A 13,877-nucleotide genomic window follows, 5' to 3' on the forward strand; every position below is an offset into this window, starting at 1 on the left:
TGCCTGCCTGCCTGCCTGCCTGCCTGCCTGCCTGCCTGCCTGCCTGCCTGCCTGCCGTGAGTATATTGCTCGCGCTCATAGGCTGTCAACCCCTTTTTTCCAATTCATTTTACCCTATTTTTCTTCCCTTGGCAAGTCCTTCGTTTCGGCCTCTTCCTTCTCCACATCAATCCGAAACACGTTGATCACATCCACATCCGGGCAGCAGAACTGAAAAGACCCGTCAGGCCGGGCGGGCAGGGTGCCGCCGTAGCGCAGGATATCCACATAGGGAAAGGCCACGTGCATGGCCATGGGGCAGAGTCTGCCCCGCTCTGTGTCAAAGTCAAAGGTGTCCCCGATCCGGTGCCCTCTGTGGCACCCCATGGTCCCCTTCTGGTCCACCAAGGTCAGTCGAATTTTGGGCTTTTTCATGGCCCATCGCCTCCCATCCTCCCCTTGCGGGGGTGTTCTCTCCCCATAGTATATTGGAATCCCCGGAAAAGAGATGCTGCCGCTGCAACAAAAGAGGAAAAAAGGCGATCTCCTCCCGGTTACCCTGCAAAGGGCCGCACCCGGAACGTCGCGCCCAGCTCCTCCGCCAGGCGCCGGCAGGCTTCCATCTCCTGGGGGGATTTGTCATAGTCCACGATGGAGACCATCACCTTGGGCACGTACTGGACCGCCTGGCGGACAAAATCCAGCATGGCCTGCCAGCCCTTCTCCCCGGCGCCGGGACGGGTGAGGCGGAGATACTCCTCCCGGTTCGACCCGTTGAGGGAGACGGAAACCGCGTCCAGGCGGCCTTTCAGTTCCGGGGTGATGTCCCGGTGGTTGATGAGGCTGCCGTGGCCGTTGGTGTTCAGGCGGATGGGAGGCAGGTCGGCCCGTCCGGCGGCCCGGAGCTGGTCGCAGAGCCAAAACAGATCGTCCGCCCGGCAGGTGGGCTCCCCATAGCCGCAGAAGACGATCTCGGTATATTGGCCCAGGTCCTGGGCCAGAATCTCGGCCAAGACAGCCTCCTTGGCCGGTTCCTCCTGGAGCCACAGGCCCCCCAGGGCGGAGGCCTCCTGGTCCCGGATGCAGAACACGCAGTGACAGTCACAGCGGTTGGTCATGTTAATATAGAGTCCGCCGAAGTAGTCATAGGTCACAATATCCCCTTGCACGAAAAACACCTCCCCAAAAATCCTCCGGACCGCTCGGTCCGCCTGTTATGGAATGGCAAAGAGCGCCTTGCCATTCTCCGTGGTGGCCTGCTCCACTTCCGCCGGGGTGAGCCCCTTGATCTCCGCAATGGTCTCCGCCATTCGGTAGACATAGCGGGAGTCGCACCGCTTGCCCCGAAAGGGAGTGGGGGCCATGTAGGGGGCGTCGGTCTCCACCATGATCCGCTCCAAAGGCACCGCCGCGATGACCTCCGGGGCCTTCCGGGCGTTTTTGAAGGTGATGGTCCCGGTGAAGGACAGGTGCCAGCCCAGCTTCACCAGGGTTTTGGCGTCCTCGGCGCTGCCGGAGTAGCAGTGAAAGACCCCACGGACCCCGGGGAATTCCCGCACTATGGCCAGGCAGTCGGCGTGGGCCTCCCGGTCGTGGACGATGACGGGCAGGTCCAGGACCTTGGCCAGCTGGAGCTGGGCCCGGAAGACCTCCTTTTGCAGGTCCCGGGGGACCTCCTTCCAATAGTAGTCCAGGCCGATCTCCCCAATGGCCTTCACCTTGGGGTGGCGGGTCATCTCCGCCACCTGGTCCAGCCAGTCCACCGGCAGCCCCAGGGCGTCCTCCGGGTGGACCCCGGCGGCGGCGTAGACATGGGGGTAGGCCTCCGCCAGCTGGATGGACTGGCGGGAGGTGTCCAGGTCGCACCCCGGGCACAGGACCAGCCCCACCCCGGCCGCGGGGAGGGCGGAGAGAACCGCGTCCCGGTCCGGGTCAAAGGCCTCGGCGTAGTAATGGGCATGGGTATCAAAGAGCATGGCTCATTCCTCCTTTTCCGGCAGCTGTCCCAGGGGGTGGCGGCCCCGTCCGTCGCTGATTTTCTCCAATTCCAGCACCCGCTCCGGGTCGGCGTCCTGGAGGTGGAGGAGCTTTTCTGCCATGATCCGGGAGAACCCCGACTGGAGAATGCTCTGGATGATGACGTTCTCCACCACCCCCTCGTCGGTCACCTGGGGGTCCAGGATATCCTGCACCGCCGCCCGGGTCTGGGCCGTGTAAAAGTTGCCCACCTCCTGGAGCCGCTCCACATAGCTGGTATAGAAGTTCTTGATCTCCTCCTCGTCGGCGGTGGAGGGGAGCAGCTGCTGCAGCCCGTTGATGCTGATGCCCTGCTTGAGGGTAAAGATCATAATGAGAAAGGCGATGTGTACCCGGTAATACTTCCGTTTTTCCGGTGCGGGCATCACCTTCAGCCGGACATAGTTGTTGATGGTGGTGGGGGTCACCGGCTTGTCCTTGGAGTCCTCCATGGGGATGAAATCCAGGTACTGGCCCAGCAGGGCGATCACCTGGTCCATGTACAGACCAATGTCCGGCAGCTCCTTCCAGGCGGGGAGCTTGTAGTTGTTCAGATAATGCTCCCACCGGATGAGCTTGTGGGCAATCAGCTCTTTGTCATAAGGCATGGTTTCTCTCTTCTTTCCGGACCAAGGGCAGGTCCTTCCGTTGGTGTATATTAAGAATGTACGCGGTCTTGGCTTCTTTTGTAATATTATAACACAAAATTGCAGGAAGAACAACCGCGGTGGAAAGAAGATTGTTTTTGTTCCTTGCGTTGTATATTATCTAAACGTTTTCTCTGCCAGGCACACTGCACCGGGCTATCGCTTCGCTTCCAAGCCGGTCACCGCTTGGGCCAGGGAAAGATTTTCCCGGGAAACATAGATCACGTATTGCCTGTCCAGGCTGGCGTTCTGGAAGAAAACACCGGTCCGCTCCCGTCCGCCCCACAGGCTGAACCACGGGGAGGAGCGATCCTTCACCTTGACTTTATAGGGGATGCCGTGGGCATCCAGACGCCGCCGGAATTCCTCGCACCGCGCCAGGTCAAGCACCGTGGTCAGTTCCGTCTGATGAAACCAGGAAACCATACTTCGCCCTCCTTTTCCATTCGATCGGCATAGGGGATCAAACCAAGAACCACAGCATTGGTGCGCAGTCCAAGGAACCCGTGGGCCATATCATCCCCTCTGTGTTATTCTCGTCCTTCTTTCTTTAATTTATCAAATCGTTCCGTTAAAATCAACAATTTATATCATAATATACACAAATATTTTGACGTTTTCTATGTGCTTCTCCCGAAAGGCGCCGCCTCTGCACCAAACAAAAGCACCTGCCGCCGCAGGTGCTTTTGTCATGTGATGTCATTCCGTTGGTTCCAGTTTGGCTTCCTCATCTTTGTTCTGGGCATACAGAGCCGCCTTACTTTGCAGAACACAGGCAGCGTATCTGCAGACCGCCACGCCGCTCCAGAGGAAGAAAGCAGCAAGGAGCAAATCATCCATCTCATCCATGAGGAAGATCAGCGCCGTCCCCACGGAGCCCACCATGCTTACCCGCGCAACGGCCATCAGCACAGCCACCGTGCAGGGGATCGCAGCGATCAGAAGCAGGATGGACAATAACCTTGCACCGCCGCCGGCCATAGACTGTTTTATCCCCAATTAGGTGTAAAACTCTGCTCGATGGCGGGCGGCGGCGTACAAAAAATCTATATGGTGTTTTTAAGAGAACCGTCCCGGCAGGACAGGTCAGGCAGTGACCTGTTCCACCTCCGGGATGGGTTTAAGATTAAAATGAATTTCGATAGAAATGTGTCTTGTTTTATCTTCGTCAATGCGCTCATGCACGACGATTTCTTTGATTAAGCGGTTAAGGGTGGCTGCGTCCAGCTCTGTGATGTTGGCGTATTCCTGAATGGCTTCCACCCATTGTTTTGCGTCATTGGCAAGCTGGACTTCATCGGACAGCCGCTTTCTGCCCTCTGACACTCTGGTTTTAAGCTCCGTCTGCTCGGTCTGTGTCTTTTCCAGCATGGTGTTGAAATTCTGCTCACTGATACGCCCTGCAATCATATCCTCATAAAGCCGCATGACCATTTTGTCCAGAACCTCAATCCGTTCCTCGTCCCTTGTAAGGGAGCGTTCCATTGCTTCCCGCTGTTCCCGCTGCTCTGCTTCACAGGTATTGGTCAGGCGGTCGGCAACCGCTTCCCCGTCCATCAGGGCAGCTCTGGCACATTCCCGGATTTTCCGCAGCACATGGCTGTAAAGGGTGTCATAGTCAATCCGATGCTGGGTGCAGTGGTTCTTTCCAAAGGCATTGTAGGTCTTGCAGGAGTAAATCTGCTGAGGATGTTTTGCGTTTGTGTAGCGTATCGTCAGCGACTTCCCACACTCGCCGCATTTTATCAGTCCGGCAAACAGGCTGATTTCATTGGTCTGCCCCGGACGCTGGCGGGATTTCAGCTTATTCTGCACAATATCAAAGCTCATGCGATCAATCAGCGGTTCATGCTGTCCCTCCACTACAATCCAGTCCTCCGGCTTCTTTTCCCCAATCGTGCCGATTTTGAAACGGTAGTCTTTTTTCTGGGAAGCAATCGCCCCGGTGTAGACGGGATTCATCAAAAGGTCTTTGATAACGGAGAAGTCCCACATATACCGCCCGTTTTCCGGGTCTTTCTTTTCCCATTTGGTGCGGGTATTGCGAAGCCCCCGTTCCCGGTTCCACCATGTGGGGCAGGGGATTTTTTCTTCCTCCAGCCGTCTGCGGATATAGTTCGGACCATGACCGTTCAGGGCATATCCGAAAATCAGTCGCACAATCGGGGCGGTTTCCTCGTCAATGAGCAGATGGTTTTTGTCCTCCGGGTCTTTCCGATACCCAAACGGGGCAAGACACCCGGTAAACTGTCCTTTCTGCGCTTTCAGAAGATAAGAGGAATGGACTTTCTTGGAAATATCCTTGCTGTACATCTCGTTCAGGATATTCTTGAACGGGGCAATATCGTTGTTATCCCGCAGGGTGTCGATACCGTCATTCATGGCGATATAGCGGACACCGTTTCTTGGGAAAAAGTCCTCAATCAAATGCCCGGTTTGCAGATAGTTACGCCCCAGTCGGCTGAGGTCTTTCGTGATGACAAGGTTGATTTGCCTGCGCTCAATGGCTCTCAACATTCTCTGTAAATCAGGACGCTCCATATTAAGACCTGTGAAACCATCGTCCTGATAGACTGCCACAACCTCCCATCCCTGCTTTTCGCAGTATTTTTCCAGCATATCACGCTGGTTTGCGATACTGGCACTTTCGCCTTGCAGGTCATCGTCCTTTGACAGCCTGCAATAGACCGCTGCACGATAGCCCCCGGCAAGTGCCTTTCCGATTGTTCTGTATTCCATTTCGTTCATCATAGCCATTTACCCACACAATCCAGACGGTATCTGGCTCTTTTGAACCTCATCTTCATTATACTTCAAATCTTTCTTTTTGGCAAGATATTCTTTCGTATTTGTCTTTCCGTATTTCTGGGAAATCAGGCTGACGAACACATCAGTGGCGTCCAGCTCCCCGTCAAATACAGTGGTCACATGAATCTCTGTTTTGTTTTTTGCCATAGGCAGTTATCCTCCATACATGAAAATAGCCAGACAGAGGGTATCGGCAACGAAGTCCGGCAACGGGCTTCAAAAGACCTTGCAAACAATCTCAATCTGGCGATGGTTACTATTTATACTTTTCTTTTATTTTTCTGTTGTTTTGGTTGTTATAAGGGAGAAAAGCCCGGAAATAAGGGTTTTTCCCCGGCAACCGGCTCGGCAACGGGATAGCAACAGGGGGTGCAACGGGCTGTCATTTTCAGAATGGAAGCTCCATCTGTTCTGTGACCTCCACAAAACCGTCCATCGTTTTTTCAGACGGGTTGCCGGAGTCCGTTGCCGGGTTTTCACGCTCCCAGCCCTTTTGTCTGCCATATTCTGAAAACATTCTTGGGTTTGGGAAGTACCGCCAGCGGTCAATGCACTGGTTCATAATCTCGTTGATTTCCCGGATTTCCCATTGCTTCGGCTCGTCAAAAGCATGGTTCAAGGCTTCCTTATAGAGCTGCTTGGAGCAGACCATGTTCCCGGTGTACTTATCAAGATACGCCTGTATCATCCCGGCTTTGGTGTCCTCTGGCATAAAATCCCGCTGGTGTTCTTTGAGATACCGCTGCATGGCAGGGCTGAAAGCCAGCTTGAACCTGCCACTTCGGTAAATCTCCATCGCTTCTGCCCACATCTGCTCGATATAGGCTCTGGAAGCAGCTTCGTCCTCCAAAATGTGAACCTCGGCTTGCTCCGGGTACACCATGACGGGGATAAAGCGGCGGTTGCCGGAACGGTCAAGGGGCAGGAAGTCAAGGGCATTGGAAGTGCCGCCAAACACGCACTGACGGGGGCGGTCTGCCGGGTGTGTTTCATAAGGTATCTTGTAAACCTCTTTCTGCCGGCTTAAAAACGACTTGATTTCCTCAATGCTCTTGGCGTTGGCGGTTGCCATCATTTCCGACATTTCGATAATCCAGTGACCTTGCAGCTTGCGGTACACATTGTCATCGTCCAGCTTCCGCAAATCATCGGAGAACCACTCGTCCCGGACTGCCAGCAGACGGAAGAAGGTGGACTTGCCAGCCCCCTGACCGCCTACCAGACAGAGCATGATTTCAAACTTACACCCCGGCTGAAAGGCTCGTGAGATTGCACCCAGCAGGAACAGCTTCAACGCTTCATAGGTGTAATCGTCTGCGTCAGCCCCCAGAAAGTGCCGCAGACAGAAACGGATTCGTTCTGTCCCGTCCCACACAAGGGCACTTAGGTAGTCCCGGATGGGATGGTACTTGTTTTCATTCGCCACAATCCCGATGGCGTTATCAATCTTTTTCTCATTGGTAAGCCCGTAGGTTTCTTCCAGATAGAGAAGCAGATACTTCATGTCCGTATCGTTCAGGGCGGTGCTTTCTCTGTGGAAGCCGATGGGCTTTATGATGTCCTTGCGGTCGGTCAGGATGTTGTATGCGATAGCCCCGGAAAGCAGCGGGTCACGCTGGAATACGGTCAGGCAGTTCCGTATGCTCTGACGGACACCGCCTTTCTCGGTGGTTTCCAGCCCCGCCTTGATTTCCTCAATGCTCTGGGGCGGTTGCATGGCGTTCATGGTGTTTTTTAGTTCTTGCTGCGTCTGCGGCTGCAAGCTCTGCCATTCGCTGTTCAAGCTGTATCACATCCTTTCCGTAGTCCGTAATCAAAGCCGCTTTTTCCTCTGTTTCCCCGAACAGCAGCACATCCAGCAGATATTCCACTTGATCTTGCTTCTGTAAGGCTTCTATAAACCGGGGATGAAAGGCTTCCTCCGGGGAGTGCGGGGCATAATCCTTTCTCCATGCCCGGAGCAGGTGGCGATAGTCGGCAAGAATACGGAAGCAGCGGTTTTTTGCTTCCTGAAACTGTTCCTCCGGGGATTTCTGCCGGGGCTTGGGCTTTTTTGCCTTTCCCGGCGGTTTCCAGTCCTCATAGGAAAGCCCGAAGTCCTGTGCCAGCTGTACGGCGGCTTCTTTCTTTCCCAGCCCATACAGGGCGGCGGCAAAATCAATCACATCTCCATCTGCACCGCAGCCGAAGCAGTGGTAACGCCGATCCAGCTTCATGCTTGGGGTTTTATCGTTATGGAACGGGCAGCAAGCCATCCCGTTCCGACCTACATGGATTCCATAATGCTCCGCAGCCTGTCTTGTTGTGACGGACTGCTTCACGGCTTCAAATACATTCAAATCTATCCCTCCTTGAAAACAAAAAAGCACCTGACATTCTCTGATTGAAAATGGCAAGTGCCTGTTAAAGTTCCATATCCTGTTGTTTGTGTTTCGTCTGTGCCGGGACAGTTCTTTGTGCTTTTTTCTCGTCAGCCTTATCCTGCAAGACTTCCTTGATAGGCTGCTTCTTGGGCGGCTCTTTGCTTTCTTCTGTGCCGGGTGTAGCTTTCCGTACCCAGTAGCGGATGTCCCGCAACTTCTTCAAATCAGCCTGTACCTCGGTCAAAGGTTCTTTCAGCTCTGCGATTTCGCTGAGAAGTTTTTCCTGCTCCTCTTGCAGCTCATTTTGGGTACTGTCCTTATCGTCCGGGTGCTTGGCAAGGTAGGCGGCGGCTTTCGCATACCGGGCAACCTCCGGGTGTTCCTGTTTGAATTTCTCCTTTGTTTTCTTAAAAAATATCTTCTGGTACTTCTCATAGACAGGCTTACATTCCTTGCAGTCTGTCCGGGCAGAAAGCAGTCCGTCAATCACTTTGCTGCGGGCTTCCTTTGGCTTCATCTGATTGCGGTAATCTGCGGCTGATTTCCCGGAAGATTCCAGAAATGCTTCTAAGTCCTCCACAGTGGAAAGCCCCTTTTGCCGGAGATAGGACAGGGCTTCGCTGACTGCCTTTAAGTCCTGTGAAGTCCCCCGGTTCTGTCCAGCCCTTGTCCAGTCCTTCCGTTCTTCCTTTCGTATCTCCATATACTTCATCAGCAGATTGGGAAGAAGTGTCGCTTCCTCCGCCGCTTTTTGTGCAAGCAGCTCTTTCCGTTTTTCTCCCAGCTCGGTAATCCAGCCTTTGAGGTTTTGGATAAGCTGCCGGATGGACTTCATCAGACTGTTGGCGGCTCTGATTTCCCGGTTCAGGTTTCCGATATTCGTCTGGATACCACGCTTTTCCATCTGCCGGACAGCAGCCCCCTCATGGACAGTGGGGACAATATCAAGCCCCTGTCTGGCATAGGAACGCAAGTCCACACGCTCCGGACGGTCATTGGCTTCCAGATAGCGGTTCTGGATGACCTCCCATTCATGCCGCCAGATTTCGCAATACTTCTGGTCGTTCCAATCCACCGTATCCTCCTTGTGGCTTTTCCATCTGCCGGACGGAAGTTTTATCCGTTCCCCGTTTTCGTCAAGGACATAAACCTTGCGGCTCTTGGGAAGCCATTTTCCATGTTCGTCCATTGCCCTCATAGTGAGCATGACATGGGCGTGGGGATTGTGTCCCGGCGGATGGGGGTCATGGATTGCAAAATCAGCAATCATGCCTTTGGAAACAAACTGCTGCTCACAAAACTCCCGGACAAGGACAGCATACTGGTCGGGTGGTATCTCTCTTGGAATGGTAAGCACCCACCGCCTTGCAAGCTGGGAGTTCCATTGCTTTTCCACCGCTTCGGCGGCGTTCCATAAGGTATTGCGGTCTGCATACGACCGTGGGGCGTTTGCCGGGAGCAGAATTTCATTGTGGACAATACCACGCTTTTCCGGGTAGTGCTTCACTTGCTGGTCGTATTCACAGAACAGCTTTTCGCCGCTTTGGTAAGCAGCGGCGGCAACCGCAGACTGTCGCTGGCTGCGCTGAACAATCGTGATTTCGTTGTGTGGGCAGGGCATTTCGTGTCCCTCCTTTCGGTAATTGGTGGATGGGGTGGCGTTTTACCACCTCATTTTGGCAGAAAAAAAGCAGGAGACCTTTTTCAGATTTCCTGCTCGGTGTGCCGCTGTGAAGGCGGCGGATATTTAGCTGTAAAAGTTCGGGACAAGTTGACCCGATGTGTGGGTGGCAAACTTGAATTTTACGATTTTTTGTTTTTCAAAAAGTCAATAGTTCTTTTCACGATAAATACGATACATATCAAACCTACAATCCCACAAACAATAGAGTCCTTTAAGTCTGCAAATCCTCCTGTGTACTGCATTGCATAATAATAAACCGTCCATATCAGTATCAATACGAACACACTAATACTTAACCAATAAGACTTTTTCTTCATCTAATTTTCCTCACATTGAACTTCCGATTAGTCGTTGACTTCATTATACTTTATTCGACCGTCAAAGTATAGAGAGCTTTTGTAAAACTTGTCGGCTGGGAACAACTTGCAACGCAAGGTGTCCCCAGATGGCAAGTCCACAAAAGGGTAGCTGGCAGCAGCCAGCGCAGGGGAAGCGTAGCGTCCCCTGTATGATTTGGAGCAGACCATGACTGCGGAAAATCACAGCCCTCCGGCGAGGAGCCTTCGGAGAACGCAATGCACCAACCTTTGGGTGGTGTATAATTGCGCCCTTAGTAAACTAAGGGTTTTCCGGCTTCTCCCGTTCCAGCAGTTTTTTCAATAGTTCCTGCGTGTCCTGCCTGTGAAAAATGAGTTTCAACAACAGCATGACATCATCATTTGTCAGGCGTTCCGGCTCTTGCAGAAAACTTTCCAGCATACCGCCACGGGTACAGAGCCGGTGCGTCCGTTCCTTTCGGGTAAGCTGTTTCAACTGGTGCTGCAATGCCTTTTCATCATTGATAGCTTTCCGCAGTTTCTTTTCGCTTTTCTCCAGCTCCCGGTTGAGCTTTTCCAGCTTTGAGGTATCAGGCAAGGGCAGCGTCCTCCTTTCCCGGTATCAGCACATAAATCCTGTTTGGTTCTCCAACGCCCTGACGCACCCGCATGATAAGTCCGGCGGTTTCCAGTTCATTCAGAGAACGCTTGACCGTCATGGGGCTGCGGGACAGGACTGCGGCAATGGCTGTGACAGGAAAGCAGACAAACAGGATTCCGTTCTCGTCCTCCTGCCCTTTGGATAGCATAGCGTCCAACATCCGGCAGTACATGACCTTTGCGGTGCTGCTGACTGGAAATCCTGTCAACGCTCTGGGAAATGGCATACAGGGTGGCAATGGTGTGTCTATCGTCATAAATTCAAAATTCATTCGGTGTGTTCCTCCTTTTTCTTTGCTCGTTTGGATAAATAACGGGGGCAGTCAACCACAACCGCCCGGAAGCTCTGCCTGCACTCATGCTGGCATTTCCGGCATAATTCGTTGTAAGTGACACGCCCCCGGTCGTTGAGGTAAAAAGAAAGCTCATGCTTCCTCTTTTTGCTCATTCTCGGCATATTGCGCTTCCTCCCGTTTTTAGTGTATGGTTTCGGGGCGATTTTCGGCAAAATTACGGTCATAGAGCCGCTTAAAATCTCCCGAAGTATACAGCGATAGGGTAGACTATCCCCTATCAGATTGTCGTGTTTCGGTATCATTTCGGTGTCAGTTCGCCAGTTCTCCCCGGTGTCGTTCCTCCCCTGAATCTCACAGCGGCGTATCGCTCCCTTTGGTACGCTCGTTTTGGTCAGGATTCCTCCACATCCCTGCCAAAAGTCATGGCACTACATCGCCGGGGAAGCATATCCCACACAGGCTGGTCATTCGATTGGAATAATCCATCGATGAACTACCTGTATCATAGAACATTTTTGTACCCTGTGCCGTATGTCCACAAAGTAGGAATTAAGGGTAAAAATCAGAAATTTCCACGATTGCGGAATTGATATGGTATAATCAATTCAACGGTTATAAATGTTGTCAGAAGGGGGAACTGCTTCAATGAACGGAGCTACTACAATACAGGAACGGCTAAAAGATTTACGATTAAACAAAGGATTAAAACTGGAAGAACTGGCAGAGCAAACAGGTATTTCAAAATCAGCTCTTGGAAGTTATGAAAAAGATGACTATAAGGAAATCAATCATGGCAACCTTATCCTGCTGGCAGATTTTTATGGGGTGTCCCTCGATTATCTCTTTTGCCGGACAGAGAACATGGTGGAGATCAACACGCCATTAAGGGAACTGCATTTGAGTGATGAAATGGTGGCACTTCTGAAAAGCGGAAGGATTAACAACCGTCTGCTGTGCGAACTTGCCACCCATAAGGACTTTATCAAGTTTCTTGCGGATATTGAGATTTATGTGGACGGGATTGCTACCATGCAAATCCAAAACCTCAATGCCCTTGTTGATACCGTCCGGCATGAAATCATTGAACGGTATCGCCCTGGCGAAGACGACCCCCATTTGAAAGTGCTGCAAGCCGCCCATATCAGTGATGATGAATATTTCAGCCACATGGTTCTGGATGACCTCAACCTCATTATCCGGGATATTCGGGAAGCTCACAAAAAAGACAGCGAAAGTGCTCCCCAGACCACCGTTGCCGATGAACTGAAAGAAAATCTGGAAGCGGTCGAAAATTTCAAGGGCAGCCGTTTGGAAAAACTGGCAATGCTTTACTGCAAGCAACTCGGTATCAACTACAAAAATTTATCGGAAGAAGAATTTCGCTGGCTGATTCGGATTCTCCAAAAATCAAAGAAAATGGGAACACCTATCAGCCAGAGGAAAAAACGGTAACAAAAAACCGCTGTTGCATGGTTGTGTTGGCTTCCATGTAGCAGCGGTTTGTGCTGTGGTTATTCAGTTGAAATTTTGAAGTGGTAAGTTGTATATTATAATTTCATATTACCATGGAAAAACAAAGTAAAATACCAAAGCACTAATTACCGAAGCGATTAGAAAAAGCTTCTTACTTTTTGCTTTTTTATAGAACATGAAAAGAAAAATTAGCACTCCTATTACATCCATCAATAACTGAAATAGGAATGTATGATGCCCTAAAAAGTAAATAAAAATTACAATTGCTTCTGCGGCTAAAGCACCTACTGGCAGAGAATATAATATAGAATTAAAAATATGTTCTTTATTCCAGTAATATAAGATAAACGCTGCTATTGCACAAGGGATTGAACAAATAGTAAATATCATAAATAGTGAAGTACGAAAACCACCAGAAAATAAAGGTATGAATGTTCCTAATATTGCTTGTAATCCATAGAAACTCAATGTCATTCCAAACATATATAAAAACGAACTAATCCCTGCACAAATGTTTGAAGTACTTGCTAAAACAATGATGGTATTGGTAATAATCCAAAATCCCAATAGTGTTTGAATTGACGAAAAACTCCATAATGTATCAGCTGGGCAATAATCTGTAAGCCTGCAAATACATCCGACTAAAATACCAACCAAAAAAATTGTTATATAGGATTTCATACTATGGGTTAAGGTTTTGTTCATAAATTTCCTCTCCTTCAGCTTTCAGTTTGTAATTGTCATTCTGACATACCGTTTATGAATAAACCATCTCATGCAAAATAATTTCTTCTGCCCGGTTGTGAATGTTATTGCAACGCTGCACCCATTCCATTTGAGAAGTACGCTTCAATTCCTCAGTCACGCCCTCGGCAGCTTTCATCTGCTCCATGATGGTGTCTAACCGTTCCTGTGCCTGTTCGTTCAGGTCTGCAAGGTATGTCCATAACTTCCCGGTCAGTGTCAATGTGTTCAATCTGGCTGGGTGGACTTCTCTTAAATATTCCCGGTGCATCCGTCCGTACTTTCCGATAGGGCGGTGTTCCTCCGGCAGCTTCAAATCTGGGATATAATAATCCCCAACAAGGATATAATCAATTCCGTTTTCCGTTATTCTTGGTTTCAATTCGCTCATGTTCCTTACCTCCTGTGGAAGCAGGCTCGTCTGGTACTAACTCAATCACATCGGTAATCTCACAATTCAGCGTTTCGCAGATACGGGCTAATGTATCCATGCTGATGTGCTTTCCCTCTTTGCTCATGTTGGCAATCATATTCGTTGTCATACCGGCGGCAAGCCTTAAATCCTCTTTCCTCATATCACGCTCTAACAGTGTGTGCCAGAGTGGTTTATAGCTGATGTGCATATTGTTTTCCTGCCTTTCTATCCATACCACCGGGGCGGCTGCCCCGGCAGGAACTTTTCTCTTATTATAGCACCAATCTTGTGTAATCACAATTTATTCTTGTAGACTGCCGCTGATACCGTCTGGATTGTGCTTTTCCTTTCTTTTTGTTCCCTTTAATTAGCCATGAACAGGTTGGTGGCCGTGGGATTCTCTTCATACGTCTGAAACCAGCCTCGCCCTTTCTTTACAATCTTTATCATCATAGAATAGACCTCTTATCGCAGT

General features: G+C 50.9%; 19 protein-coding genes. 2 read left to right on the forward strand and 17 right to left on the reverse strand.

The annotated features are described in order from the left end of the window. Positions 1–114 precede the first annotated feature (114 nt). The 8 genes from DV520_RS06205 to DV520_RS06240 form a co-directional block, all read right to left on the reverse strand. Positions 115–414 carry a TIGR04076 family protein gene (locus DV520_RS06205; RefSeq protein WP_117142163.1) on the reverse strand — a complete coding sequence of 100 codons (300 nt, stop codon included), beginning with the start codon at positions 412–414 and terminating at the stop codon, positions 115–117. A 119-nt stretch (positions 415–533) separates the two neighbouring features. Continuing rightward, complete coding sequence (locus DV520_RS06210) at positions 534–1,148, reverse strand: TatD family nuclease-associated radical SAM protein (protein ID WP_021919252.1); 615 nt, start codon at positions 1,146–1,148, stop codon at positions 534–536. A gap of 45 nt (positions 1,149–1,193) precedes the next feature. Next, positions 1,194–1,955 (reverse strand): TatD family hydrolase, encoded by a 762-nt coding sequence (locus DV520_RS06215; RefSeq protein WP_021919253.1) that lies wholly within the window; start codon positions 1,953–1,955, stop codon positions 1,194–1,196. A 3-nt stretch (positions 1,956–1,958) separates the two neighbouring features. Beyond that, positions 1,959–2,603, reverse strand: a complete 645-nt coding sequence (locus tag DV520_RS06220; protein ID WP_117142164.1) for a DUF1836 domain-containing protein — start codon at positions 2,601–2,603, stop codon at positions 1,959–1,961. A gap of 195 nt (positions 2,604–2,798) precedes the next feature. Continuing rightward, a complete protein-coding gene (locus DV520_RS06225; protein WP_117142165.1) occupies positions 2,799–3,068 on the reverse strand; it encodes a hypothetical protein in 270 nt (89 codons plus the stop codon). A gap of 273 nt (positions 3,069–3,341) precedes the next feature. After that, on the reverse strand, positions 3,342–3,623 hold the full coding sequence (locus DV520_RS06230; protein ID WP_117142166.1) for a hypothetical protein: 282 nt from the start codon (positions 3,621–3,623) through the stop codon (positions 3,342–3,344). A 105-nt stretch (positions 3,624–3,728) separates the two neighbouring features. Then, positions 3,729–5,399 (reverse strand): recombinase family protein, encoded by a 1,671-nt coding sequence (locus DV520_RS06235; RefSeq protein WP_117142167.1) that lies wholly within the window; start codon positions 5,397–5,399, stop codon positions 3,729–3,731. Beyond that, entirely contained in the window at positions 5,400–5,597 is a 198-nt protein-coding gene (locus DV520_RS06240) for a hypothetical protein (RefSeq protein ID WP_004612761.1), read from the reverse strand. Between DV520_RS06240 and DV520_RS12730 the strand changes: the two genes are divergently transcribed. Further along, positions 5,571–5,810 carry a tweety protein gene (locus DV520_RS12730; protein WP_113993283.1) on the forward strand — a complete coding sequence of 80 codons (240 nt, stop codon included), beginning with the start codon at positions 5,571–5,573 and terminating at the stop codon, positions 5,808–5,810. The two genes, DV520_RS06240 and DV520_RS12730, sit on opposite strands and share 27 nt — an antisense overlap. A gap of 28 nt (positions 5,811–5,838) precedes the next feature. Here the strand turns inward: DV520_RS12730 and DV520_RS06250 are convergent, their stop codons facing one another. The 6 genes from DV520_RS06250 to DV520_RS06280 form a co-directional block, all read right to left on the reverse strand. Next, positions 5,839–7,176: a virulence-associated E family protein gene (locus DV520_RS06250; RefSeq protein ID WP_117142168.1), complete on the reverse strand. Its 1,338-nt coding sequence runs from the start codon at positions 7,174–7,176 to the stop codon at positions 5,839–5,841. Beyond that, positions 7,145–7,789, reverse strand: a complete 645-nt coding sequence (locus tag DV520_RS06255) for a CHC2 zinc finger domain-containing protein (protein ID WP_117142169.1) — start codon at positions 7,787–7,789, stop codon at positions 7,145–7,147. The genes DV520_RS06250 and DV520_RS06255 overlap by 32 nt, the downstream gene beginning before the upstream one ends. Before the next feature lie 64 nt (positions 7,790–7,853). Then, on the reverse strand, positions 7,854–9,434 hold the full coding sequence (gene mobQ / locus DV520_RS06260; protein ID WP_117142170.1) for a MobQ family relaxase: 1,581 nt from the start codon (positions 9,432–9,434) through the stop codon (positions 7,854–7,856). Positions 9,435–10,115: 681 nt separating this feature from the next. Next, positions 10,116–10,412: a DUF3847 domain-containing protein gene (locus DV520_RS06270; protein ID WP_117142171.1), complete on the reverse strand. Its 297-nt coding sequence runs from the start codon at positions 10,410–10,412 to the stop codon at positions 10,116–10,118. Continuing rightward, complete coding sequence (locus DV520_RS06275; RefSeq protein WP_003020305.1) at positions 10,405–10,746, reverse strand: DeoR family transcriptional regulator; 342 nt, start codon at positions 10,744–10,746, stop codon at positions 10,405–10,407. The genes DV520_RS06270 and DV520_RS06275 overlap by 8 nt, the downstream gene beginning before the upstream one ends. Next, the gene (locus DV520_RS06280) at positions 10,743–10,931 is read right to left on the reverse strand and encodes a hypothetical protein (protein ID WP_002596485.1); all 189 of its coding nucleotides are present in this window, start codon (positions 10,929–10,931) and stop codon (positions 10,743–10,745) included. Before DV520_RS06280 ends, DV520_RS06275 begins: the two co-directional genes overlap by 4 nt. Before the next feature lie 484 nt (positions 10,932–11,415). Between DV520_RS06280 and DV520_RS06285 the strand changes: the two genes are divergently transcribed. Next, positions 11,416–12,222, forward strand: a complete 807-nt coding sequence (locus DV520_RS06285) for a helix-turn-helix domain-containing protein (protein WP_117142172.1) — start codon at positions 11,416–11,418, stop codon at positions 12,220–12,222. A gap of 108 nt (positions 12,223–12,330) precedes the next feature. On the opposite strand, the gene DV520_RS12545 is transcribed toward DV520_RS06285, so the two are convergent. From DV520_RS12545 to DV520_RS06300, 3 genes are read right to left on the reverse strand one after another with little or no spacing between them, the layout of a single operon-like run. Continuing rightward, entirely contained in the window at positions 12,331–12,948 is a 618-nt protein-coding gene (locus DV520_RS12545; RefSeq protein WP_227116248.1) for a hypothetical protein, read from the reverse strand. 52 nt (positions 12,949–13,000) lie between these two features. Continuing rightward, positions 13,001–13,378, reverse strand: coding sequence for a TnpV protein (locus DV520_RS06295; protein WP_024739843.1), 378 nt, complete (start codon positions 13,376–13,378; stop codon positions 13,001–13,003). Next, a complete protein-coding gene (locus tag DV520_RS06300) occupies positions 13,338–13,700 on the reverse strand; it encodes a helix-turn-helix domain-containing protein (protein WP_003533405.1) in 363 nt (120 codons plus the stop codon). The genes DV520_RS06295 and DV520_RS06300 overlap by 41 nt, the downstream gene beginning before the upstream one ends. Positions 13,701–13,877 lie beyond the last annotated feature (177 nt).

Origin of the sequence: Evtepia gabavorous (assembly GCF_003425665.1) — a bacterium.
Lineage (GTDB): Bacteria > Bacillota > Clostridia > Oscillospirales > Oscillospiraceae > Evtepia > Evtepia gabavorous.